The sequence below is a fragment of the Streptomyces sp. N50 genome (genome assembly GCF_033335955.1).
Lineage (GTDB): Bacteria > Actinomycetota > Actinomycetes > Streptomycetales > Streptomycetaceae > Streptomyces.
In genome coordinates, this window is sequence record NZ_CP137549.1 from 7391614 (window position 1) to 7414653 (window position 23040).

The 23040-nt window shown below is 71.5% G+C and carries 17 protein-coding genes and 3 pseudogenes; 12 read left to right on the plus strand and 8 right to left on the minus strand.

Annotated features, from left to right (window positions below; genetic code table 11):
• Positions 1–10: 10 nt before the first annotated feature.
• From R2B38_RS33020 to R2B38_RS33030, 3 genes are all read right to left on the minus strand, one after another.
• Positions 11–2398, minus strand: a complete 2388-nt coding sequence (locus R2B38_RS33020) for a nitrate- and nitrite sensing domain-containing protein (RefSeq protein ID WP_318019472.1) — start codon at positions 2396–2398, stop codon at positions 11–13.
• 39 nt (positions 2399–2437) lie between these two features.
• Complete coding sequence (locus tag R2B38_RS33025) at positions 2438–3451, minus strand: substrate-binding domain-containing protein (RefSeq protein ID WP_318019473.1); 1014 nt, start codon at positions 3449–3451, stop codon at positions 2438–2440.
• Between the two features lie 383 nt (positions 3452–3834).
• On the minus strand, positions 3835–4290 hold the full coding sequence (locus tag R2B38_RS33030; RefSeq protein ID WP_033281474.1) for a tellurite resistance TerB family protein: 456 nt from the start codon (positions 4288–4290) through the stop codon (positions 3835–3837).
• 147 nt (positions 4291–4437) lie between these two features.
• On the opposite strand from R2B38_RS33030, the gene R2B38_RS33035 reads away from it, so the two are divergent.
• The 3 genes from R2B38_RS33035 to tatA are packed head-to-tail and all read left to right on the plus strand — an operon-like array spanning position 4438 to position 7549.
• The gene (locus tag R2B38_RS33035; RefSeq protein WP_318019474.1) at positions 4438–4794 is read left to right on the plus strand and encodes a metalloregulator ArsR/SmtB family transcription factor; all 357 of its coding nucleotides are present in this window, start codon (positions 4438–4440) and stop codon (positions 4792–4794) included.
• Positions 4784–7261, plus strand: a complete 2478-nt coding sequence (mgtA, locus tag R2B38_RS33040; RefSeq protein ID WP_318019475.1) for a magnesium-translocating P-type ATPase — start codon at positions 4784–4786, stop codon at positions 7259–7261. The genes R2B38_RS33035 and mgtA overlap by 11 nt, the downstream gene beginning before the upstream one ends.
• A gap of 33 nt (positions 7262–7294) precedes the next feature.
• Positions 7295–7549 carry a Sec-independent protein translocase subunit TatA gene (gene tatA / locus R2B38_RS33045; RefSeq protein WP_318019476.1) on the plus strand — a complete coding sequence of 85 codons (255 nt, stop codon included), beginning with the start codon at positions 7295–7297 and terminating at the stop codon, positions 7547–7549.
• A gap of 76 nt (positions 7550–7625) precedes the next feature.
• Here tatA and R2B38_RS33050 read toward each other — a convergent pair whose 3' ends face one another.
• Both R2B38_RS33050 and R2B38_RS33055 read right to left on the minus strand, forming a co-directional pair.
• Entirely contained in the window at positions 7626–8066 is a 441-nt protein-coding gene (locus R2B38_RS33050) for a DUF6114 domain-containing protein (RefSeq protein ID WP_033281478.1), read from the minus strand.
• Positions 8066–8749: a DUF6230 family protein gene (locus tag R2B38_RS33055; RefSeq protein ID WP_033281479.1), complete on the minus strand. Its 684-nt coding sequence runs from the start codon at positions 8747–8749 to the stop codon at positions 8066–8068. The genes R2B38_RS33050 and R2B38_RS33055 overlap by 1 nt, the downstream gene beginning before the upstream one ends.
• Positions 8750–9436: 687 nt before the next feature.
• Here R2B38_RS33055 and R2B38_RS33060 point away from each other — a divergent pair.
• Positions 9437–10087 carry a Tat pathway signal sequence domain protein gene (locus R2B38_RS33060; protein WP_318019477.1) on the plus strand — a complete coding sequence of 217 codons (651 nt, stop codon included), beginning with the start codon at positions 9437–9439 and terminating at the stop codon, positions 10085–10087.
• A gap of 59 nt (positions 10088–10146) precedes the next feature.
• On the opposite strand, the gene R2B38_RS33065 is transcribed toward R2B38_RS33060, so the two are convergent.
• Positions 10147–11109, minus strand: a complete 963-nt coding sequence (locus R2B38_RS33065) for a lytic polysaccharide monooxygenase (protein WP_318019478.1) — start codon at positions 11107–11109, stop codon at positions 10147–10149.
• Between the two features lie 349 nt (positions 11110–11458).
• Here R2B38_RS33065 and R2B38_RS33070 point away from each other — a divergent pair.
• The 4 genes and pseudogenes from R2B38_RS33070 to R2B38_RS33085 all read left to right on the plus strand — a co-directional run.
• Positions 11459–12919 (plus strand): annotated as a pseudogene (locus R2B38_RS33070) (S8 family peptidase); the annotation flags it as partial.
• Positions 12920–13249: 330 nt separating this feature from the next.
• Positions 13250–13897 carry a ScbR family autoregulator-binding transcription factor gene (locus R2B38_RS33075; RefSeq protein ID WP_318019479.1) on the plus strand — a complete coding sequence of 216 codons (648 nt, stop codon included), beginning with the start codon at positions 13250–13252 and terminating at the stop codon, positions 13895–13897.
• Positions 13898–13919: 22 nt separating this feature from the next.
• Positions 13920–15119, plus strand: a complete 1200-nt coding sequence (locus R2B38_RS33080; RefSeq protein ID WP_318019480.1) for a damage-control phosphatase ARMT1 family protein — start codon at positions 13920–13922, stop codon at positions 15117–15119.
• A gap of 61 nt (positions 15120–15180) precedes the next feature.
• Positions 15181–16044 carry an LLM class flavin-dependent oxidoreductase gene (locus tag R2B38_RS33085; RefSeq protein WP_318019481.1) on the plus strand — a complete coding sequence of 288 codons (864 nt, stop codon included), beginning with the start codon at positions 15181–15183 and terminating at the stop codon, positions 16042–16044.
• Here R2B38_RS33085 and R2B38_RS33090 read toward each other — a convergent pair.
• On the minus strand, positions 16041–17288 hold the full coding sequence (locus tag R2B38_RS33090) for an endonuclease/exonuclease/phosphatase family protein (protein WP_318019482.1): 1248 nt from the start codon (positions 17286–17288) through the stop codon (positions 16041–16043). The two genes, R2B38_RS33085 and R2B38_RS33090, sit on opposite strands and share 4 nt — an antisense overlap.
• A gap of 169 nt (positions 17289–17457) precedes the next feature.
• Here R2B38_RS33090 and cyc2 point away from each other — a divergent pair.
• Positions 17458–19610, plus strand: a pseudogene (gene cyc2, locus R2B38_RS33095) (germacradienol/geosmin synthase Cyc2).
• Between the two features lie 20 nt (positions 19611–19630).
• On the opposite strand, the pseudogene R2B38_RS33100 reads toward cyc2, so the two are convergent.
• Positions 19631–19909, minus strand: a pseudogene (locus tag R2B38_RS33100) (hypothetical protein); the annotation flags it as partial.
• A 204-nt stretch (positions 19910–20113) separates the two neighbouring features.
• Here R2B38_RS33100 and R2B38_RS33105 point away from each other — a divergent pair.
• The 3 genes from R2B38_RS33105 (at position 20114) to R2B38_RS33115 (ending at position 22976) form a co-directional block, all read left to right on the plus strand.
• Entirely contained in the window at positions 20114–20692 is a 579-nt protein-coding gene (locus R2B38_RS33105) for a PDZ domain-containing protein (RefSeq protein WP_318019483.1), read from the plus strand.
• Between the two features lie 173 nt (positions 20693–20865).
• On the plus strand, positions 20866–21993 hold the full coding sequence (locus tag R2B38_RS33110; protein ID WP_318019484.1) for an aminopeptidase P family protein: 1128 nt from the start codon (positions 20866–20868) through the stop codon (positions 21991–21993).
• Between the two features lie 44 nt (positions 21994–22037).
• Positions 22038–22976 carry an aminoglycoside phosphotransferase family protein gene (locus R2B38_RS33115; protein ID WP_318019485.1) on the plus strand — a complete coding sequence of 313 codons (939 nt, stop codon included), beginning with the start codon at positions 22038–22040 and terminating at the stop codon, positions 22974–22976.
• Positions 22977–23040 lie beyond the last annotated feature (64 nt).

Genomic DNA, 23040 nt, shown 5'->3' on the forward strand with positions numbered 1-23040 from the left:
GCGCAGTCCTTCATGAGCGGTCGGCGGGCGGATTGGGGGAGGCTGCTGCTTCCTCCCGGTCGTACTGCGACGGCGCGTCGTCGTCGATGGAGTCTCGCGCCTGGAACGTGCCGCGCTGGAACCCGGCCAGCGAGGATGCCGCACGCTCCGCGGTGAAGTCTTCCAGCTCCGTGTCCTCCTCGACCGCCCCGGCCTCCTCCCGCAACTCACTGGCCAGACTGGTCTGCGGCACCCGCCGCGGCAAGGGGGTGAGCCCACCGAGCCCGGCCGTCACCGACTCCGACTCCGGCGACCGCGCCGGGGGGACGACGGGGCGGGCCTCGGGCGCGGGGCTCGGTGCGTCAACCGCCCTGTCGGCCAAGGTGGTTGACGACGCGGAGACGGCCGCCTTCTCCGCTACGACGGCCTCGGCACCGGCGGTTCGCGCGGCGCCCCGAGGGGACTCGTCGAGTGGCTCGGGTACGACGATCTCGTGCGGGATGAGCACGATCGCGGTCGTGCCGCCGTACGGCGAGGAGCGCAGGGTCACCGCGATGCCGTGCCGGGTGGCGAGCCGGGCGATCACGAACATGCCGAGGCGGAGGTCGTCGGCGAGGGCGACCACGTCGAACTGCGGGGCCACCGCCAGCTGTCCGTTGAGCGAGGCGTAGTCCTCCTCCGACATGCCGAGGCCGCGGTCCTCGACCTCGATGACGAGTCCCTTGGCGACCATCGCGGCACGCACCCCGACCGGGCTCGGCGCGGGGGAGTACACCGTCGCGTTGTCGATCAGCTCGGCCAGCAGGTGGATCACGTCGGCGACCGCGGGCGGCGCCAGGCACACCTCCTCCTCGGTGTGCACCTCCACCCGCTGGTACTCGGCGACCTCACCGACGGCGCTGCGCAGGATGTCGATCAGGGCGACCGGCTCGGTCCAGCTGCGGCGCGGCTGCTCGCCGCTGATGACGACGAGGTTCTCCTCGTAGCGGCGCAACTGGCTCGCGGTGGAGTCCAGTTCGTACAGGCCGCGCAGGACCTCGGGGTCGTCGTGCCGGCGCTCCAGCTGGTCGAGCTTGGTGAGCTGGAGGTTGACCAGGTTCTGGCTCTGCCGGGCGATGCCGAGGATGACCTTCTGGAAACCCCGCCGGGTGTCGGCGAGTTCGACCGCGGTGTGCACGGCGGTGCGCTGCGCGGTGTTGAACGCCTGGGCCACCTGGCCGAGTTCGTCGTTCCCGTAGTCCAGGGGCGGGGTCGCCGACTCCACGTCGATCTTCTCGCCCCGGTTCAACCGGGCGACCACGTCCGGGAGGCGGTCCTCGGCCAGGCCGAGCGTGGCCGCCTTCAGGCCGCGCAGCCGGCGGGACAGGGAGCGGGTGATCCGCCACGACATGCCGACGCACAGCAGCAGGGCGGCGAGTCCGCCCGCGCTCAGGGAGGCGGCCGTGACGAGGAGGTTGTGCGCCTTGTCGGAGCTGCGGTCGAGGAGTCCGGACGTCTGCTGCCTGATCAACGCCTCGTACTGGTCGGCGACTTCGGAGAGCGCCGCGTTCCACTGCTTCTGCTCGGCGGGCAGGACGATCCGGCCGGCCGTGCCGTCGTCCGGATCCGCCTTGCCCGCCGTGCCGGCCCTGAGCACCGCGTCCTCGGTGGACTCCAGGGTGCTCCACTCGACGCTCTGCAGAATGTGCTCGATCCGCGTCTTGGTGGCGCCCTGGAACCCGGTGGCGATCTGGTCCTCGACCAGCCAGCGCCGGGCGTGCACCAGCTCGGCGAACTGCTCCCACGACGCGTTGTCGAGGTGCCCGGAGTGCCAGGCCAGCGTCAGCTGCGCGTCCTCCTGGGAGACCAGCTCGGCGCCGTGCTCCAGCGCGACGAGCGGCTCCGCCTGCGAGGTGAGGTCGCCGTCGTCGACCTGGGACAGCTCCTGGAAGGCCTGGATCTGGTCGTCGATGATCGCGGTGTACTGGTCCAGCACCTGCTGGGGCGTGATGTCGGTGGGGTTGTCCACCTGGTCCCGGTAGTACTCCAGGCTGTCGACCGACGCGACGACCGAGTACATCCGGTCCCTGATCCGGGACGGCGCCTTCTTGATCGCCCCCGACTGGGCCACGAGTTGGGCCACCGCCTTGTCCGTCGCCGCGCGCTGGGTCTCCAACGCGGCCTCGGAGCCGTGCGGATACGCCATCCAGGCCGCCGAGAGACTGCGCTCCTTCTGCAGCGCGAGCGCGGCCTCGGTGCCCATGGCGCCGGTGGACCTGCTCAACTCCGTCTGTGAGCGCAGCCGTAGCCCCTCCGCGAACATCTGGGTCGTCGTCACGCCCCACATGGCGGCCAGCGTGACGCTGGGGACCAGGGCGAGCAGGATCAGGGAAAGACGTATGGAACCGACGCGGCGCCGGGCACCTGTCCGTGGAGACATCGTGGTCGTCCTCGCTACATCCTCGTACGAAGTGTCCGGTCAGCGCGTTCCGTTGGCCGCGAACTTCGCGACCGCGCCGACGTTCGTCTTCGTCACGAACGCCGGGCCGGTGAGCACGGGAGCCGCCCCGCCGCCACTGATGTTGCCGTTGGTCTTGTAGAGCCACAACGAGTCCACGGCCAGATAGCCCTGCAGATAAGGCTGTTGATCGACGGCGAACTGTATGGCCCCGCTCTGCACGGCCTTGACCAGGTCCTGGTTGAGGTCGAAGGTCGCGACCTTGGCCCTGCTGCCCGCCGCCTTCACGGACTTGACCGCGGCCAGTGCGAAATCGGCGCCCATCATGACCACTTCGTCGATGCTGGGGTCCTGCTTCAGCCGGTCCGTGACGCCCGCGGACACGGCGTCCATGTCGGTGCCGTCCACGTAGAGCATGTCGGTCTCGCCGGTGAACGCCTTCTTCACGCCCGCGCAGCGCGCCTCCAGGGCGACATTGCCCCGCTCGTGGATCACGCACAGGGCGTGCCTGGCCTTGAGCTCGTCCAGTTTCTGGCCGACGGCGCGGCCCGCGACGCTCTCGTCCTGCCCGAAGAACTCCAGGACGCCCTCCGACTGCCAGGAGTCGATACCGGAGTTGAGGCCGACCACGGGAATGTCCGAGGCCTTGGCCTCCTTGATGGGCCCCTTCATCGCGGCCGGCTTGGCGAGCGTCAGCGCGATGCCGTCGACCCCGTCCTTGATCGAGTCCCGCACCAGCTCGGCCTGTCCGGTGGCGTCGGGGTCGCTCGTGTACGTCAGGTCGACGCCGTCCTTGGCCGCGGCGGCCTCGGCGCCCTTCTGCACCAGCAGCCAGAAGGCGTCGCCCTTGCTCGCGTGGGTGACCAGCGCGATCTTGAGCCGGCCCGTTCTCGCGGCACCGGCCGTGTCCTTGCCGGAGTCGGAACCACCCGTCCCCGAGCAGCCGGAGAGCAGCAGGGAGCCGGCCACGGCGAGGGTGAGCGCCGTGCCACGTATGAGGCGGAAGGAGGCGTGAGGTGGGGGTGGAGTCGTCATGGGCGGTGCGGCACCTCGCTGTGCGGCCGAGCTGGGGGACGGGGAGGATGCGCCCGGAGCCGTAAGAGGTGCGCCGACCGGGTTACTCCCGTAGGGCCGGAGCCAATCGCGTGTGACCGCTGGTAGTCAAGTGAGCAGCGACATGGAGTGAGTTGTTGGCGCCGCATTGTGATCATCTCGACGTCGTACGGAAGTTGAGCACTCCGAGGAGGAGGTTACGGGCAGGGGGACGGGTGGTGACGCCGAGGGGCTACGCCAAGGACCGCGGCGGATCCTCCCGAAGGGTGCCCGGCCGCCGAGGGGCGGGGGCGTGGATCGGACCGCGGTCCAGGTCGTCAGGGGTGTGCCAACTCCCTTACGAGAAGCGGGAGTCGGAGGTCGGGTCAGAGGTCGAACTCGTGCGGCGGCAGGTCGAGGCTGAAGCACGCCTCGCGGACCACGGCCTGCTCGGTCTTGTCGAAGTCGCCGTCCGCGCCGCCGATCACGATGCCGATCTGGATCACGGCACGCGCCTCGGCGGGCTTCTTCTTCGCCTTGGCGATCTCCTGGAGCACGCTGACCTTGCCGAAGGCGAAGTCGGCCGTCAGCTTGTTCAGGTTCTCGTCGAAACGGCGCTGGAGGTCCGTCGCGTCGAAGTTCTGCAGCACCTCGTTGCTCGCGATGAGCTGCGCGACGCGCTGCCGCTCCGAGGGGTCGACCGTCCCGTCGGCGGCCGCCACGAGCGCGCACATCGCCATGCTCGCGTCGCGGAACGCCCCGCTCTTCAGGTCGTTCTTCTTCGCCACGAGCTGGGTCTGCATCGTCGACGCGGACTCCTTGAAGCGGTCCCACAGGGCCATGCGAACTCCATATGTAGTAAGTCGTGCGTCACGTAAACCGTCGTGCGTCTGCGGCACCGTGGAAACTCCCCGGACCGGGGAGAAGTTCCGGCCGCCTAGACTGGGCGGTTCACGAACGGGACCGGTCAGGGACGGGAGGCGACGACGGTGGCGGCAGCCGGCAGCGGCTTCGAGGATCCGTCCGCCGGCGTGCTCGCGGACGCCGCCGCGGCCTTCGGGCTGCTGGCCTCGCCCGCGCGGCTGCACATCGTGTGGGCGCTGGCCCAGGGCGAGAGCGATGTCACCGGGCTCGCGGAGCGGGTCGGCGGCGCGCTGCCCGCGGTCAGCCAGCACCTCACCAAGCTGAAGCTCGCGGGCCTGGTCCGCTCCCGCCGCGAGGGCCGCCGCCAGGTGTACTTCGTCGACGACCCCGACGTGGTCGACGTGGTCCGGCTCGCGGTCACCCGCATCGGCGCCCGCGCCGACCGGACCGGCCTGCCCGCCCCCCGACTCCGTGGCCTCTGACACCGCCGCCCACCGGCACACCCCGCTCCAGGTGCTGCGGCAGCTGGACACCGGCCCGCGCGGACTCACCGACCCGGAGGCCGCGGCCCGGCTCGCGGCGACCGGCGAGAACACGGTTCCCCAGCGCCGTACGGCCTCCTGGCCCCGCCTCTTCCTGCGCGGCCTGCGCGACCCCTTCACCGCCGTCCTGCTCTGCCTCGGCCTGGTCTCGGCGCTCGTCGCCTCCTGGGGCACCGCCGCGGTGATCCTCGCCCTCGTCGCGGTGAGCTGCGCGCTGCGCGCCAGCGGGGAGCACCGGGCCGACCGCTCCCTGCACGACCTGCGCGAGCTGGTCGGCGCCACCGCCAGTGTGCTGCGCCGTACGGACGCTGACGCGCCGGTGCGGGTCCGGGAGACACCGGTCGCCGAGCTGGTGCCGGGTGATGTGATCCGGCTCGGGCCGGGCGACCTCGTCCCCGCGGACGTACGACTGCTGCGCGCGACCGGGCTGACCGTGCATCAGGCGGCCCTCACCGGCGAGTCCGCGCCGGTCGCCAAGGCGGCCGTGGAACTGCCCGGGGAGACGGACGGGGGTCCCTTCGCGCAGCCGTATCTCTGCTTCCAGGGGAGCGGTGTCGTCTCGGGGAGTGCCACGGCGGTCGTGGTGGCGACGGGGGCGCGGACCCGGTTCGCGGCCGCGCACGAGGGGCCGGTGCGGCGGGAGGCGAGCGCGTTCGACCGGTCCGTGCACGGGATCTCCTGGGTGCTGATCCGGTTCATGCTGCTGACGCCCCCGCTCGTCCTGATGGCCAACGCGGCGCTGCGCGGGCGGGGCCTGGCGACGCTGCCGTTCGCCGTCGCGGTGGCGGTCGGGCTGACGCCCGAGATGCTCCCGGTGATCGTCACGACCTGCCTCGCGCGCGGGGCCGCGCTGCTCGCCCGTACGCACGGCGTCGTCGTCCGACGGCTCCCCGCGCTGCACGACCTCGGCGCCGTGGACGTCCTCTGCCTCGACAAGACCGGCACGCTCACCCAGGACCGCCCGGTCGTGGAACGCGCCCTGGGCCCCGACGGCCTCGACGACCCGGATGTCCTGCGCCTGGCCGCCACAGCCGCCTGGTGGACCCTCCAGCTCGCCGAGGCGCCCGTGCCGGACGCGCTCGACGAGGCGCTGCTGGAGGCGGCGGGGCCGGTGGGGGAGTCGTACGACGGGGTCGGGGCCGTGCCCTTCGATCCGGTGCGGCGGCTCGCGACGGCGGTGGTGCGGGGGGAGGCCCTCGGCACGCACACGCTGATCGTGAAGGGGGCGGTGGAGGACGTGCTGGAGCGGTGTGTGCTCGAACAGGCCGAGCGCGAGCGGCTGTTGACCCTGGCCGCGCGGGAGGCGGAGTCCGGCCTGCGGCTCCTCGCGGTCGCCACCGCCGAACGTCCCGCACGCGCGCGTGAGTACGGTCCGGCGGACGAACGGGGTCTGGTCCTCCGGGGGTTGGTGACGTTCCACGACGCGCTGAACCCGGACGCGGGGGAGGCGCTACGGGCTCTCGCCGACCTGGGGATCGGGGTGCGGATCCTCACGGGGGACCATCCGGCCACGGCGGCTCGGGTCTGCCGGGAGCTGGGGCTGGAGGAGGGGGAGGTGCGGGTCGAGGCGCGTCGCACGCCCCAGGACAAGGCCCGCGCGGTCGCCGACCTGCGTGCGGCCGGGCACACGGTCGGCTTCCTCGGGGACGGGCTGAACGACGTGCCCGCACTGCTCGCCGCCGACGTCGGGATCGCGCCGCGCGCCGCCGTGGACGTCGCGCGGGAGGCCGCCGACGTCGTGCTCGCCGGCAAGGACCTCGCCGCGGTCCGGCACGCGGTCACGGCCGGGCGGCACAGCAGCGCGAACATCGCCTCGTATCTGCGGATCACCCTCTCCTCGAACCTCGGCAACGTCATCGCGATGCTCGCGGCGGGCCTGCTGCTGCCGTTCCTGCCGATGCTCCCGGCCCAGGTGCTCGCCCAGAACCTCTGCTTCGACGCGGCCCAACTGGCCTTCGCCTACGACCGTCCCGGCGCGGCGGCGCTGCGCCGCCCGACCGTGCTGCGGCCGCGGGCGTTCCTCCGCTTCATCACCGGGTTCGGGGTGCTGAACGCGGTTGCGGACCTGGCGACGTTCGCGGTGCTGGCGTCGGCGCTGCGGGGTCCGGACGCCGTGGACGACGAGGTGCTGTTCCATTCGGCCTGGTTCACGGAGAACCTGCTCACCCAGGCGCTGGTGATGCTCCTGCTGCGGACCGGCGGCGGTGCACCGGGCCCGATCGGGCGGGCGGCGGCCACGCTGGCCGCCGTAGGAGTGCTCCTGCCTCTGAGCCCGCTGGGTGCGCCGCTGGGAATGACGGGCCTGGCGCTTCCTTACTACGTCCTCCTGGCAGCCGTGCTCGGTGTGTATGCGCTGGCCCTGAGGGGTTTGCGATCCACCCGAGGGTTGTACAGTTGCGCAACATAGCAACTGTCGTGTGAGGAAGAGGAGGACGAGGTCATGCTCCGCAACGGACTGGAACCTTGGCACCTGCTGGTCGTGGCGATCGTCGTCATCCTGCTGTTCGGCTCGAAGAAGCTTCCTGAGGCCGCACGCGGACTGGGCAAGTCCATGCGCATCCTCAAGAGCGAGGCGAAGGCGATGAAGGAGGAGAACACCGTGGCGGAGTCGGTCCCGGTGCAGCCGACGACCGCGCACACGGTGACGGAGTCTCCGGTGATCGCTTCCACGGAGCCGCCGGCCACCGCGCACTGAACTCGCGGGGCGGGTGTACCCGGACTCCGCCAGGCACGCGTCGAGCCCCGGCTGTCGCCGGGGCCGGGGCGCGGGGTCAGGCCTGGTGCTGGAGGGACTTCGTGGTCGTCTTCGCCTCGCGCTTGCGGCGTCGGCGCTCCGACCGCGGCTCCTGGTCCGGCAGCCAGCCGAACGTCATGCAGCTGCCGACGATGCCCAGCAGCAGCCCGACGAAGAAGCCGCCGAGGTTCGAGGTGAGCCAGCTGCCGAGGCTGCACAGGATCCCGATGATCGAGTAGAAGAGCCGCTGGCCCGGGCTGAAGAGGATCAGCAACCCGCACAGCAGCATCATCACCGGGAGCAGATACCCGGTCATGCCCTGCATCCCGATGTGCATCGCGACCTTCAGCGACACCTTCTCCGTGAGCAGGATCTCCGCCCCGCCCAGGGCGAGCAGCAGCCCGCCCCAGAACGGACGGCGGGCCCGCCAGCGCCGGAAGGCGGGCCCTCTCCCCTGCTGTGGCAGGTTCTCCGACATCAGCAACCCGAGTCGCTGAAGCTGAGCTTGAGGCCCGGCAGCTTGAACACACCTGCCGTGGTCGCGTAGTTGGTCTGCCGCAGGTTGTCGATGTGCACGGTGTCGGACTGCTGGCTGAAGACGCCCTTCTTGCCCTGCACACCCGCCTTGTTGAGCGTGCTGGCGTCGTTGCCGATCTGGATGTTGCCGAAGGACGCGTCACCCGACAGTTCCGTCGAGTCCGTGGTCAGGTCGGTCGCCGTGACCTTCGTCGAGCCGCTGCCCGCCTTGATCAGCAGGTTGACCCCGCCCAGGTCGACGCTCTGGCACAGGCTGTCCAGCGTGGCGCTCTTGATGGCGGAGGTCATGATCAGCACCTGCCCGCCGGTGTCGCCCTCGTTCGGGCTGTTCGGGATCATGCTGTCCAGATCGCCGAACTGCTCGAAGCCGGTGCCGTCGAGCGACTTGGCCGTGACCGTGAACGGCATGCCCGAGATGGAGAACTGCACCCCCAGCGCGCCCTGCGCGGTGAGCACCGCGAGGGCCGCCGCGGCCAGCGTGGCCGGCACCGCCATGATCGCGGCACGGCGCAGTCGGACCTGACCGCGTCTCTCGGGCCCCTCGGCGGTCGCGGGTGCGGAACCGCTTTCCGGCTGCTCAGGGGTGTTTCCGTTGGACGGGTTGGCGTCCGAGGGTGAAGCCATGTCTGCTCCCATGTGCTGCTCTGGTTCAACGCGAGTCGGTATCGAAGTGGCGCGTTGTCCTGGCGCGGACAGCGGGTGCGGCGAACCCCTCCCCACAACTCCCGGCGGGTGCAAGGGCTTTCAAGGTTACGCAGCAGTAGCCGTCGAGGAAGTTACCGGGGGTTACATTGAAGGGTCAAGGGAGTTGTGAAAAAAGAGTGTTGATGATGCGCCACCTGTGAGGCAAGGCTTTCGCGCACCTCCGGCGAGTCCCGGCTTGTACATCAACTTGCCCTGCATCTCTTGACGTTGACGGACACTCAGGTCTACAACTCTCCCTTGTTTGCCGGATCCGTGGCGCCGGATCCGCCGCGCGGCACGAGCCGCGTTCCCGGACTTCCCTTTCCACACGGGCACTTCACGCCCTCAGAGTCCGAACCCCCGCGGCCCGGCACGGCCGCTTCCCCCCTGGTCGTGCCGTCCGCCCCACCGCCCGGCCCGGCCGGAGACCCCCAACCCCCGCGGGCCTCCGGCCGGTCACCGGCCGGCCGCCGCCCCGGCCCGTCACGTACGGAGAAGGCGTCACGGGCCGGCGGCGGCGAACTCACGCCGGCCGGCGGCGGTGGCTCGCGCCCTCGACCCCCAGTTCCCCCACCCCCCGAGAACCCCCGGTTCGACCCTCCACTTCGGAAGAAGAGGTACACCCGCATGCGTACTCGCACCGTCCTCACCCTCGTCGGCTCCGTCGCCGCGCTCACCCTCCCCTTCATCGCCCCGGCGTCGGCGGCCGACACCGTGCTCACCACCGGCAGCCTCGGCGGCACCGCCGTCGCCGTCGGCGATGTGCTCACCGCGCCCCTGGCCACCGGCACCACCGCCACCCTGTACTCCAGCGCGACCGGCACCAGCGGCATCAAGTGCACGACGTCGCAGTTCACGGCGACCGTCACCGCCAACCCGACCGCCCCGGGCACCGCCACCGAGTCCGTCTCCGGGCAGAGCTTCGACAGCAGCAGCTGCACGAGCAACGTCCTCGGCGTCACCGGTGTCACCAGCATCACGGTCGACAACCTGCCGTACACCACCGCGGCCGTCTCGGACGGCACCCTGACCGTCACCCCGGCCAGCGGCTCCACCATCCAGACCACGGTCAAGCTGACCACCCTGCTGGGCAGCATCACCTGCGTCTACCAGGCGCCCAGCCTGACCGGCACGGCGAGCAACACCGACACCAGCATCAACTTCACCAGCCAGGCCTTCACCAAGACCTCCGGCTCGTCCCTGTGCTTCAGCGCGGGCTACTTCACCGCGAAGTACGCCCCGGTGACGGACAACGGCGCGGCGGTCTACACCAACTAAGGAGCACCGGCCGAAGGCCGGTCAGGAGCAAGTAGGGCCTGTACGCGTCGAGTCGGACCTCAGCGTCGACGCAGTCGCAGGGCCAGGGCGGCGCCCCCGGTGAGCACGAGCACCGCGGCGGCGCCGCCCGCCACCATGGGCGCCGACGGGCCGCCGGCCGCGGCGTCGGTGTCGGACGCCACCGGGCTGCTGCCCGGCGCGGTGCTCTCCTCGGCGGGGGACGCCTTCTGTGCCGTGGCGGCTGCCGGGGCCTTCGCCGAACTGCTCGCGGCCGTAGGGGACTTGACCGCGGACGAGGACGGACTCGCCGTCTTGTCCTTCGAGCCGGTTGTCCCCTTCGAACCGGCGGTCTCCTTCGAGGAGGACGACGACGCGGTGCCGCCGCCCGGGAACACCACGTCCGAGCACGAGTAGTACGTGTCCTCGGTGCTGCTGTTCTGCCAGATGGTGTAGATCAGCTGGCGCCCGGTCCGGCCCGTCGGCAGCGTCGCCCCGATGCGGTACGCGCCGCCGGTCAGCGGCGGGTCCTTCACCTCGGCGAACGGCGTCGTCGGCAGCTCGGACCAGGTCAGCGGCTTCGACGCGTCGTAACCGGCCTTCGTCAGATACAACTTGAACGTCCCGGTGTGCGCGATCGTCGACGCGTACGTCATCGTCAGCTTCGCCCCCGGAGTCAGCCGCGTGGACGGCCAGTCGGTGCGGGCGAGGTTGAGCCCCTTGTAGTCGGACAGGCCACCGCTGCACAGCTTCCCGTCGGGGATCAGCTGCCGGTCGCGGCCGTTGATGTCGGGGACGCGGATGTTGTCCCAGAACGTGAAGGGCCCTCCGTTCGCCGCCACGGCCGCCTTGCAGGCCGTCGACCCGGCCGCGCTGCCGCCCTGCGGCGAGCAGGCGTAGACCCGGCTGACCGGATACGTCGGCGCCCCGTGCGCCTGCGCCGGACCCGCCGCCCAGACGGTGAGCAGCAGCGGGGCCATGGCGGCGGCCGCCAGGGCGGTGCGATGTACGGTCGTCCGGGGCATCCGGATCGTCTCCTCGGCCGGGGGCGGCAACGGTCTGTTCGTGCAATACGGGAAGCGGGCCCGGCGCGTTCAGTTCCTCCGGCCGCCGCGCAGCGGGGCGGATCCGGGCAACTGCCGGACATCTAGGGTCGGTTTCCGGCCGGATCGAGGGTTTTCCCCGTATCCGCATGACCTTCTCTTTGCCTATCGTTTGGCCACAGCTGACCCACAGGCCACCCCTGACCGGTCGGCTCCCCGCGCCTGGTCGGCCACCGCGCCGCTTTTCTCGATGACCCCCCGCCGCTTCGACGACGAAGCGAATCGACCGCTGCTCCGCGCTTGTTGGAGTACGGCCACGAAAGGCAAGCCCTTGCGCACTCCCACGGCGTTCCCCACCGGACGGACCCTGATATCCGTCGCCGCGGTCTCCGCGGCCCTCCTCGCCACGGTCGCCACCTCGGCCGCCGTCGCCCAGGTGCCCCCCACCCAGGCCGCGGCGCCGGCCCTGTCCGGACAGACCGAGGCCGCCCCCGGCACGCTCGCCGAACGCCTCATCGTCGGCTACAAGTCCGGTGCCGCCGAGGCGAGTTCGAACCGCGCCGCCGAGGCCGACGCCACCGCCAAGGGCACGGAGACCGGCGAGAGCGTCGACTTCCAGCGCCGCCTGGGCACCGGAGCCGCCCTGGTCGGCCTCGGCGACGCCCGCAGCACCACCGAAGTCGCCGACGTCATCGCCGAGTTCAGATCAGACCCGCAGGTCTCCTATGTCGTACCGGACCGGCTGAACACCCCGCAGGCCGACCCGAACGACACCGGGTACAGCAGGCAGTGGGACCTCTTCGAGTCCACGGCAGGGATGAACGTGCCCGCCGCATGGCCGACCTCGACCGGCGGCGGGGTCACCGTCGCCGTCATCGACACCGGTTACGTCACCCACTCCGACCTCGCCGCGAACATCGTCGCCGGCTACGACTTCATCTCGGACACCGCCGTCTCGGTCGACGGCAACGGCCGCGACAGCAACCCGGCCGACCCCGGCGACTACTACGCCGCCAACGAGTGCGGCGCGGGCATCCCGGCCAGCCCCTCCTCCTGGCACGGCACCCACGTCGCCGGCACCATCGCCGCCGCCACCAACAACAGCAAGGGCATCGCGGGCATCGCCTACGGCGCGAAGATCTCCCCGCTGCGCGTGCTGGGCAAGTGCGGCGGCTACGACTCCGACATCATCGACGCCATCACCTGGGCCTCCGGCGGCAGCGTCTCCGGCGTCCCCGCCAACGGCAACATCGCCAAGGTCATCAACATGAGCCTGGGCGGCGACGGCGCCTGCACCTCGGCCACCCAGAGCGCGATCACCGCCGCCGTGAACCGCGGCACCACGGTCGTCGTGGCCGCGGGCAACGACAACGACAACGTCGCGAACCACTCCCCGGGCAACTGCGCCAACGTCATCTCGGTCGCCGCCACCAACCGCGCCGGCGCCAAGGCGTCCTACTCCAACTACGGCTCCGGCGTGGACATCTCGGCCCCCGGCGGCCAGACCGGCACCGGCACCGCCAACGGCATCTACTCCACGCTGAACTCCGGCACGAAGACGCCGTCCACCGAGTCGTACGCCTACTACCAGGGCACCAGCATGGCCACCCCGCACATCGCGGGCCTGGTCGCGCTCATGAAGTCGGCCGACCCCGCGCTGACCCCGGCCCGGATCGAGTCGGCCATCAAGGCCAACGCCCGTGCCCTGCCCGGTAGTTGCTCCGGCGGCTGCGGCGCCGGTCTCGCGGACGCGGCGAAGACCGTCCAGGCCGTGAGCACCGGCGGCGGCAGCGCGCCCTCCGCCCGGTAGACCGACGGCACAGGGTATTCACAGAAACAGACCGACTGACCCGTAGGGCGAGGCGCTTCCCCGGAGGTGCCTCGTCAGGGCGGTCGGTCTTCCGTTTGGCCGGGAACCGGTGCTGACACGTGCCACAGCCACCGAAAGTGGTCAAGAGTCGGGGCAGGGGTGACACAGAGACGCAAGTGATGGGAACGTGAGGGGTGTTGGCGGTCTTCGGGTGCAAGGTCGACACCGCCATACCGTGAGCTACTGTGTACAGGGGGTAAGAAAAAAACGGCACGGGCCGTTGTTTTTCCTTCATCAGGAGTGTTTCAGTCGATGGTGAGGCAGCTACGGGCCGAACAGACCCGAACGACGATCATCACGGCCGCCGCCGAGCTCTTCGACCGGCAGGGCTATGAATCCACCAGCCTGAGCGACATCGTCGACCAAGCCCAGGTCACCAAGGGCGCCCTGTACTTCCACTTCGCGGCCAAGGAAGACCTGGCCCACACCATCCTGGAGATGCAGGCCAAGGCCTCGCGCCAGATCTCCAAGGAGATGGACGGCAGGGGCTACTCCTCACTGGAGACATTGATACGTGTCACGTTCGGCGTGACGCGGCTGGCCGTCGAGGGCCCCATCCCGCGCGCCGGACTCCGGCTCGCCGCGGGGGAGATCGAGGTACGGCCCCCGATGCCGCACCCCTTCACCGAGTGGCTGGACATCGCCTCCCGCAAACTCACCGGCGCCGTCGCGGAGGCCGACGCCCACCCCGACACCGACGTGGACGCCGTGGCCCGTACGCTCGTCGGCCTCTTCGTCGGCATCCGCGTCGTGGGCCGCACCCTCGAACCGGTGGCGTTACAGCCCCGCAGAACCGCCGAGATGTGGCATCTGGTGATCCGCGGCCTGGTCCCCGTCCCCCGCCGCGCCCGCTATCTCAGCCTCGCGGCACGCCTGGAGCGGGAGATCGAAGCCGACTGACCCGCCCGGTACGGTGAGCCGCATGCCCGACACCCCCACCGCGCCCGTGATCCTCGGCGACGAGCCCGGCTCGTTCCCCCGCAGCGTGCTGGCCGAACGGCACCCCGCGATCATCCACCAGGTCCGCGACGCCTTCCCCTACGGCCCCGAGCAGCACCGCGCCCTCGACGCCCTCCTGAAGAACTGCACCGAGGGCACGATCGAACCCCTCCCGGCCGACGCCCCCGACCACGACCGGTGGGCGGCATGGGGCACCGACACCTACGCCGGACAGTCCTGGTACGACGTGCCCTGGCTCTGGTCCGAGAGCTACTTCTACCGCCAACTCCTCGACGCCGTCGGCTACTTCGGCCCCGGCGCCTGGCAGGGTATCGACCCGTTCCGCCCCTTCAAGCGCGCCGAGCTCGACGCCCCCGAGACGGACGAGGAACTCGCCGCACTGGACGAGCTGGAGTCCAGGCCGCCGGCGGAGCGCGCCAACTCCCTTCTGCACGGCTCCCTTTGGGGCAACCGCGCGGACCTCGGCTTCCGCCTCTCGGCGGCCGGAGCGGAGTCGGCAGCGCAGGACCCGGTCCCGGCCCTGGTGGCCGACGACAGCGAACGGCTCTGGTCACTCCTCTCCGGCACCGGCACCCTCTGCCTCGTCGCCGACAACGCCGGCCGCGAACTCATCCCCGATCTCCTGCTGTTGGCCCACCTTCTGGACCAACGGCGCGTCGAGCGCGCGGTGTTGCACATCAAGCCGCACCCGTACTACGTCTCCGACGCCACGACCGCCGACGTGGTCGACGCCCTGCACCGCCTGGTCGGAGCGCCGGGTGCGGCGGCGACGTATGGCCGCCGCCTCTGGTCGGCCATGGCGGACGGCCGCCTCACCGTGCGCGCCCACCCCTTCTCCTGCGCCCCGCTGCCGTACGCCGAGATGCCCGCCGACCTCCGCGCCGAGTTCGCCGCGGCCACCCTGACGATCGTGAAGGGCGACCTCAACTACCGCCGCCTGGTGGGCGATCGCCGCTGGGCTCCGACCACACCGTTCGCCGACGCCACCGCGTACTTCCCGGGCCCGGTCGCCGCCCTGCGCACCCTCAAGTCCGACGTGATCACGGGCCTGGACGCCGGAACGGAGGCCGCGCTGGTCGCGGCGGAGGGGCAGCGCTGGCGCACGGGCGGCACGCATGCGCTGATCCAGGTGCGGGGGGTGTCCCCGGCGGCCGGTGTGTAGTTGGGTCGGAGGCTGACGTTTCTTGTCGGACGTGTCGTCGCGCGAGGGGAGTACGACCGAGATGCGTATCGGAGTGGCACCGCACCGTCTGTGGCCCGACGGGGAGGGGGAGTTGGACGAGGTCCTCCAAACCGCCGTCAGGGCCGAGGAGTTGGGCCTCGACCATGTCTTCGCCAGCGGCCACGCGGTGGCCGGCGCGACAGGCGTGACCCCGGACCCGCTGGTCCTGCTGGCCGCGATCGCCGGGGCGACCCGGCGGATCGGGCTGGTCACCAGCATCCTGGTCCTGCCGCTGTACAACCCGCTGATCCTGGCCCACCAGGCCGCCACCCTGGACCGGCTCTCCAAAGGCCGTTTCACACTCGGTGTCGGCACCGGCTGGGACACCGCGGAGTACGCGGCCGTCGGCGTCCCGTTCGCGGGGCGGGGCCGCCGGACCGACGAACAGCTCGCCGTCGTACGGCAGTTGTGGCGGGGTGAGGGCCCGGCGCGGCTCGGGGTGCTGCCGCGCACCGAGGGCGGTCCGCCGGTGTGGATCGGCGGACAGAGCGACGCGGCACTGCGCCGGGCCCTGCGCTTCGGCGACGCGTGGCACGGGTCCGGGGTCGATGCCGAATCGCTCACCGGGGTGCGGTCGCGGCTCGCCGCGCTCGGCGACGAGGTCGGCCGCGACCCCGGTCAACTGGCCCTGACGGCAGGGCTGTTCCTCGTGCCGCCCGGGTTCGCGCCCGCGGTCAAGGTGCCGGGGCGCCCGCTGGGCGGAGCCGAGGCGAGCGCCGAGAGCGTCCGGGACGAGCTGGGCCGGCTGGCCGACGCCGGGCTGGTCTCCGCGTCGCTGTGGCTGCCGGTGGAGACGGAGGCGCTGCCGGACGCGCTGGCGTGGGTCGGCGAGGAACTCGTCCCGCACCTGTCCGGACAGCCCTAGCCCAGCCGTACGTCCTGCCACACCATCCGGTGGTCGGACGTGACGACCGTGGTGCCGTCGCCGACCAGGCGGTACAGCGGGTCGTCCGAGGTCGGCCAGAAGACGCCGTTGCGGCCCGGGAGCAGGCCCTTGGACGGCAGGACGTGGTCCACGCGCAGATTGCCCGGCGCCGTGTCGCTGAAGTCGCCCGTGTCGTAGGCCGGGTTGCCCAACTGGCCGATGTTCGCGCCGCCTTGGAGCTTCGCGGCCTCGACCCCGCCCGCGCTGGCCGGCGGTTTGGCGGGCAGGTTGATCGCCGGGTGGTCGAGGAACTGCCGTACGGCGTGGTCGTAGCTGTCGCCGTCGTACGGATCGGCGTTCTGGTCGCCCGCGATCACGAACCGCGAGCCCGGCCGCAGACCGCCCCGGACGCCCTTGTCGTCGTAGAGATAGGCACTGCGCGCGTGGCCGCCGATGTAGTCCGCCCACAGGCGGATCTCGTCGTGGTTGCGGCGGCCGTTGCGGTCCTCCGTGCCGTCGAAGGTGGGCGGCGTCGGGTGCGAGACCAGGAAGTGCACGGTCTCGTGGCCGAGCCGGACCGGCACGTCCCAGTGGCTCTTGGAGGAGAGCCGGAAGATCGCGCGGGCCGCGTCGCTGTAGTACCCGGGAGGGATCACGTTCCCCGGCATGTCCTTCCACAGGAAGTGCTGGAAGGTGCGCACCGCGCGGGTGTCGATCGGGAACTTGGAGAGGACGACCATGCCGTACTGGCCCGGGAAGAAGCCGTAGCCGAACGCGTCCTGCCCGTACGCGTCCGAACCCGGCGTCGTCACCACGCCGTTCTTCCCGTCGAGGTCGACGCCCGAGGGGACGCCCGTGTTCACCGGGCCGGTGAAGTGGTGCGGGAAGTGGATCGGGCGGGCGCCGTTGTGGCCCCGGGACAGGTAGTTGTCGAGGAACAGACGGACCGCTGCGCCGCCTTCCACGTAGTCGAACTCGTTGATCAGCAGGATGTCGGGGTTCACCCGCTGGATGGTCTCGGCGACGTTGCGCGCCTGGGCGTTGTCGGGCGTCGACAGGTCCGTGACCAGCGCGCCCTCGGTGGCGCGGTTCAGCGAGGCGTTGAACGTGGCGAACCGCACGGTCCGCCCGTACCGCCCGTGCTGCTCGGACGCCGACGCGCGCACGGTGGCGGTACCGGCCAGCGCCGCTCCGGCCAGGGAGGCGAGCGTGGCGCGGCGGGAGAAGGTTCGGGAGTGGTTCATCGGGACTCCGGCCAAGGGAGGGGACACGTGAACCCCCGTAGTCTGCGCGCGTAGAAGTGAACGTCACAAGATGCGGGCGAAACTCATGGGTTCACTCCTGATTCACGCGATGGTGTGATCATGTCCCTTGCCCGGGATGGCCGCCCAGGGCCACGGGTAGGGCCCGGCCATGACCCAGCCGTTCGAACTCCCGCACTTCTACATGCCGTATCCCGCGCGCCTCAATCCGCATCTGGAAGAGGCCCGCGCCCACTCCTCCGTGTGGGCGCGCGAGATGGGCATGCTGGAGGGCTCCGGGATCTGGGAGCAGGCCGACCTCGACGCGCACGACTACGGCCTGCTCTGCGCCTACACCCACCCCGACTGCGACGGGCCCGCCCTGTCGCTGATCACCGACTGGTACGTGTGGGTGTTCTTCTTCGACGACCACTTCCTGGAGACCTTCAAGCGCAGCCAGGACCGCGCCGGCGGCAAGGCCTACCTGGACCGGCTGCCGCTGTTCATGCCGCTGGACCTCTCGACTCCCGTACCGGAGCCGGAGAATCCGGTCGAGGCGGGGCTCGCCGACCTGTGGGCGCGCACGGTGCCCGCGATGTCCGTCGACTGGCGCCGCCGCTTCGCCGTCTCCACCGAGCACCTGCTCAACGAGTCCCTGTGGGAACTGTCCAACATCAACGAGGGGCGCATCGCCAACCCCGTCGAGTACATCGAGATGCGCCGCAAGGTGGGCGGGGCGCCCTGGTCGGCGGGGCTCGTTGAGTACGCGACCTCCGAAGTGCCCGCGTCCGTCGCCGAGGAGCGGCCGCTGCGGGTGCTGATGGAGACCTTCTCCGACGGCGTCCACCTGCGCAACGACCTCTTCTCCTACCAGCGGGAGGTCGAGGACGAGGGCGAGTTGAGCAACGGCGTGCTCGTCCTGGAGTCCTTCTTCGGCTGCACCACCCAGGAGGCCGCCGACACCGTCAACGACGTGCTGACCTCGCGGCTCCACCAGTTCGAGCACACCGCGTTCACCGAAGTGCCCGCCGTGGCCCTGGAGAAAGGTCTCACCCCGGACGAGGTCAGGGCCGTCGCCGCCTACGCCCAGGGACTGCAGGACTGGCAGTCCGGCGGCCACGAATGGCACCTGCGCTCCAGCCGCTACATGAACGAAGGCGCCCTCGACAACTCGCCGTTGAACGGCCCGACCGGCATCGGCACCTCGGCCGCCGACATCGGCGCCCTGCTCGCCTCGGCCGGCGCCGAACGGCTGCGCGCCTACACACACGTGCCCTTCCAGAAGGTCGGCCCCTCCCAACTCCCCGATTTCTACATGCCGTTCGAGGTTGAACTCAGCCCGCACCTCGACGGCGCCCGCCTCCGCCTCGTCGACTGGGCGCACGCGATGGGCATCCTGGAGGAGGGCGTCTGGGACGAGGAGAAACTCGCCGCCGCCGACCTCCCGCTCTGCTCCGCGGGTATCGACCCGGACGCCACCGAGGCGGCCCTCGACCTCAGCTCCCGCTGGCTCGCGTGGGGACCTACGGCGACGACTACTACCCCCTCGTCTACGGCGTCCGAGGCGACCTCGCCGCCGCCCGCGTCACCACGGCCCGCCTCTCCGACTGCATGCCGATCGAGGGACCGGCGGTCATCGTGCCGGTCAACGGCATGGAGCGCGCGCTCATCGACCTGTGGGCCCTCACCACCGCCGAGATGCCCGTCGACGACCGGCGCACCCTGAAGACCGCGATCAACACGATGACCGAGAGCTGGGTCTGGGAGCTGTCCAACCAGATCCAGCACCGCGTCCCCGACCCGATCGACTACCTGGAGATGCGCCGCGCCACCTTCGGCTCCGACCTCACTCTCAGCATGTGCCGCATGGGCCACGGCCCGAAGGTCCCGCCCGAGGTCTACCGCACCGGCCCCGTCCGCGCCCTGGAGAACGCGGCCATCGACTACGCCTGCCTCCTCAACGACGTCTTCTCCTACCAGAAGGAGATCGAGTACGAGGGCGAGGTCCACAACGCGATCCTCGTCGTGCAGAACTTCTTCGGCATCGACTACCCGACCGCACTCGGCGTCGTCCACGACCTGATGACCCAGCGCATGCACCAGTTCGAACACGTCGCCGCGAACGAACTGCCCATCGTCTACGACGACTTCGACCTCTCGGACGAGGCCCGCGAGATCATGAAGGGCTATGTGACCGACCTCCAGCACTGGATGGCGGGCATTCTGAACTGGCACAGCGAGGTCGACCGCTACAAGGCCGAGTACCTGGCGAGGCGGTCGCACGGGTTCGTGCCGGACCGGGTGCCGGCGTTGCCGTTCGGCTGAGCGGGAGAACCCGCGGCGGGTCAGGAGAGCTGGTGCTCCGCCCGGCCCGCGTGGGCGACCGCGGCTCGCGCCGGCGCCCGGACCACCGGATGCGGGCGCGAGTCGTCGCCGGACAGTTCCGGCTGGAAGAGGGTGGCCAGCAAGAAGGGATGGCCGGGGAGTTCGGCGATCCGGACGTGGCCGTCCTCGTCGTGCCCGGAGAAGCGCAGGCCGTGGGCGCGCAGGGTGTCGAGGTGGCGGGTCGGGCCGTAGGAGCAGAAGGAGCGCTCGACCGCGCGCTCCGAGCCGATCGCGGACTCACCCTCGCCACCGCGCCGACCGCACCCGGGCCGCGCGTCCTGACCGCCCTCCCGCGCGCGGGAGGGCGGCTGCGGGTGTTCACCCGGGACGAGGTGCCCGTCGCGCGCGCAGGGCCTTCCCGCTCCTGACCCCCGGTCAGTCTCACTCGTTCGTGGCACGTCGCGCGCCGGTGCGCCGGGTAGAGCATCTGCCGGAGGCGATCCATGGAACAGACTGCGTTGCGTCCCAAGCCGATGCCCGGTCAGGAACCCGGCGGCGGCACCAAGCCCGGCCCCACCCGGCGCCCGCACGCCGCGCGGCGCCGCGGCCGACGGCTCGTGACCCTGCTGTTCGGCCTGTTCGTCGGGACCGTCCTGGTGCTGTCGGGGGTCGGCCTCGGCACGGTCGGCGCCACGGTGATCGGCATGAGCAAACTCGCCGAGATGCAGCGCCAGGCGGCCCGGCAACCGGCGCCGACGACCGCCCCGACCGGCCGGACCACGCCCTCCGCGAGCCCCTCGCCGTCGGCCACGCCCGCCGCCGCGACACTCGGCGTGGAGGCCGTGGACGCCGACAAGGCGGGCGCCCTGGTCGTCGGCGTCCACATCCCCGGCCCCGGCTACACGGCCGGCCTGATCCGCGGCGACGTCCTGCTCACGTTCGGCGGCACCCGGGTCGACTCGGCGGCCGACCTCGCGCGCGCGGTCGCGCGTGCCCACCCCGGGGACGAGGTCACGATCACCGTGCGGCACCACAGCGGCGGCTTCCAGCAGTTCACCGTGGTCCCCGGGTACGTCGTCTGACCCGGCGCCGCGCGTCGCCCGGGAGGTGGCCCACGCCGTGACGCCGATCGCAGGCGGGACTCCCCGGATGCGGTGCCCGGACCGGGGAAGTCCCGCCGATCGGCTCGCGTGGCCCTCCGGGTCCGGGCAGGATGCTGACCGTAGCCCCGTTCCGTCCGTCCTCGGAGGCCTGAATGACCGGTAGCCCGCCCGCGCCCTTCACCGCCGCCGACTACAGGGCCCGCATGGACCGCGCCGCGCGGGCCGCCGCCGACGCCGGTCTCGCGGGGCTGCTGGTCGCTCCGGGGCCGGACCTGGTGTGGCTCACCGGCTACGCGCCCACCGCGGTCACCGAACGGCTCACCGTGCTCGTCCTGGCCCCCGGCCGCTCCCCGGTCCTCGTCGTGCCCACCCTGGAGGCCCCGGACGCGGCCAAGGCGGCCGGAGCCGACGCCCTCACCCTGCGCGACTGGACCGACGGCAAGGACCCCTACGCTGCCACCGCGGCCCTCCTCGACGCGACCGGCCGCTTCGGCATCAGCGACAACACCTGGGCGATGCATCTGCTGGCACTCCAGAAGACGCTGCCCGACACCACCTACGCCTCCCTCACCGACGCGCTGCCGATGCTCCGCGCGGTGAAGGACGCGGCGGAACTGGACCTCATGGCCGCCGCCGGAGCGGCCGCTGACGCAACGTACGAGGAGATCCGGAAGGTTCCCTTCGCCGGCCGCCGCGAGTCCGACGTCGGCACCGATCTCGCCGATCTGCTACGGCAGTTCGGGCACTCCCAGGTCGACTTCACCATCGTCGCCTCGGGCCCCAACGGAGCCAACCCGCACCACGAGGTCGGCGACCGCGTCATCCAGCAGGGCGACATGATCGTCCTCGACTTCGGCGGCCTCAAGGACGGCTACGGCTCCGACACCTCGCGCACGGTCCACGTCGGCGAACCCAGCGACGAGGAACAGCGCGTCCACGATCTCGTCCGCGAGGCCCAGGAGGCCGGTTTCCGCGCGGTGCGCCCCGGAGTCGCCTGCCAGGAGGTCGACCGCGCCGCCCGCGCGGTCATCGACGACGCCGGATACGGCCCCTACTTCATCCACCGCACCGGCCACGGCATCGGCGTCACCACGCACGAGCCGCCGTACATGATCGAGGGCGAGGAACAGCCCCTCGTGCCCGGGATGTGCTTCTCCGTGGAGCCCGGCGTCTATCTGCCCGGGCGCTTCGGGGTACGCATCGAGGACATCGTCACGGTGACCGACCACGGTGGCCGCCGGCTCAACAACACGGCCCGCGAGATGGCCCTGGTGGACTGACGACGACCAGGAGCCCCGACACCCCGAACGGCGACGGCCCGACCATGACCCAGGCACCGACACCCACCGCGGACACCGTCCGCCAGCTGGTCCGTTCCCTGCTCAAGGACGGTACGGCCGACGGTGCCGGACCCGAGATCACGCCCGTCGCGGAGGGTGGCGGGCACGCCACCTGGTGGGTCGGCTCCCGCCATGTCCTGCGCCTCGCCCCGAACCGCGCGGCCACCGTGCGCCAGCGCCGTGAACTGCGCCTGCGCGACCTCGTACGGCCGTATCTCCCCGTCGCCGTTCCGACGAGCGTGGCGCACGGCGAGTGGGCGCCCGGGCTCACCTACACGCTGGACACCAAGGTGCCCGGGCGTTCCGGCGAGGACCAGGACGTCTCCGCCGTCGGCGAGGCCGACCTGGCGGGGCTGCTCACCGGGCTGCGCGAGGTGCCCGCCCGGCAGGCCGAGTCGCTCGGGATCCCGCGCACCGCACCGCGCTCCCTGGAGGAGCTGCGCCGCACCGCCGAGCAGGCCGCCGAACGGCTCGCCGCCGCCGACGAGTTCGACGCCGCACGCCTCCACCAGCTCACCCCGCCCGGCGCGATCCAGCTCGCCGCCCAGCCCGGCACCGCGGTCCTCGTCCACCACGACCTCAAGGGCGAACACCTCGTGGTGAGCACCGACGGCCGGGTCCGCGGCGTCCTGGACTGGACCGACGCGGTCCTCGGCGACCCCGCCGAGGACATCGCCGGACTCGCGCTGGCCGTCGGTTCCCCCGCCGCCGTACGCGCCGCGACCCTCGCCGGCTACGGCGCCCGCCCCTGCCTGCGCGGCCTCTGGCTCGCCCGCTGCGACACCGTCGTCCGCCTCGCCGACTGCCTCAAGGGCCGCGACACCGGGTCCGTCGCGCTCCTCAGGACCCAACTGCGCCGCAGCTGGGAGGCGATCCTGCTGGAACGGGTGACGGAACTGAGGGAAGGGGACGGGGAGTTGTAGCGCGCAAGCGTTTACGTCGCGCTCCGTAAACGCTTGCGCGAGCGTTTACGTCAGCCGCTCGCAA

Excerpts from the sequence above, each read along its gene's own strand:
- R2B38_RS33020 (WP_318019472.1), bottom strand. The coding sequence starts at position 2,398 with ATGTCTCCACGGACAGGTGCCCGGCGCCGCGTCGGTTCCATACGTCTT.
- R2B38_RS33025 (WP_318019473.1), bottom strand. The coding sequence starts at position 3,451 with ATGACGACTCCACCCCCACCTCACGCCTCCTTCCGCCTCATACGTGGC.
- R2B38_RS33030 (WP_033281474.1), bottom strand. The coding sequence starts at position 4,290 with ATGGCCCTGTGGGACCGCTTCAAGGAGTCCGCGTCGACGATGCAGACC.
- tatA (WP_318019476.1), top strand. The coding sequence starts at position 7,295 with ATGCTCCGCAACGGACTGGAACCTTGGCACCTGCTGGTCGTGGCGATC.
- R2B38_RS33050 (WP_033281478.1), bottom strand. The coding sequence starts at position 8,066 with ATGTCGGAGAACCTGCCACAGCAGGGGAGAGGGCCCGCCTTCCGGCGC.
- R2B38_RS33055 (WP_033281479.1), bottom strand. The coding sequence starts at position 8,749 with ATGGCTTCACCCTCGGACGCCAACCCGTCCAACGGAAACACCCCTGAG.
- R2B38_RS33060 (WP_318019477.1), top strand. The coding sequence starts at position 9,437 with ATGCGTACTCGCACCGTCCTCACCCTCGTCGGCTCCGTCGCCGCGCTC.
- R2B38_RS33065 (WP_318019478.1), bottom strand. The coding sequence starts at position 11,109 with ATGCCCCGGACGACCGTACATCGCACCGCCCTGGCGGCCGCCGCCATG.
- R2B38_RS33075 (WP_318019479.1), top strand. The coding sequence starts at position 13,250 with ATGGTGAGGCAGCTACGGGCCGAACAGACCCGAACGACGATCATCACG.
- R2B38_RS33080 (WP_318019480.1), top strand. The coding sequence starts at position 13,920 with ATGCCCGACACCCCCACCGCGCCCGTGATCCTCGGCGACGAGCCCGGC.
- R2B38_RS33085 (WP_318019481.1), top strand. The coding sequence starts at position 15,181 with ATGCGTATCGGAGTGGCACCGCACCGTCTGTGGCCCGACGGGGAGGGG.
- R2B38_RS33090 (WP_318019482.1), bottom strand. The coding sequence starts at position 17,288 with ATGAACCACTCCCGAACCTTCTCCCGCCGCGCCACGCTCGCCTCCCTG.
- R2B38_RS33105 (WP_318019483.1), top strand. The coding sequence starts at position 20,114 with ATGGAACAGACTGCGTTGCGTCCCAAGCCGATGCCCGGTCAGGAACCC.
- R2B38_RS33110 (WP_318019484.1), top strand. The coding sequence starts at position 20,866 with ATGACCGGTAGCCCGCCCGCGCCCTTCACCGCCGCCGACTACAGGGCC.
- R2B38_RS33115 (WP_318019485.1), top strand. The coding sequence starts at position 22,038 with ATGACCCAGGCACCGACACCCACCGCGGACACCGTCCGCCAGCTGGTC.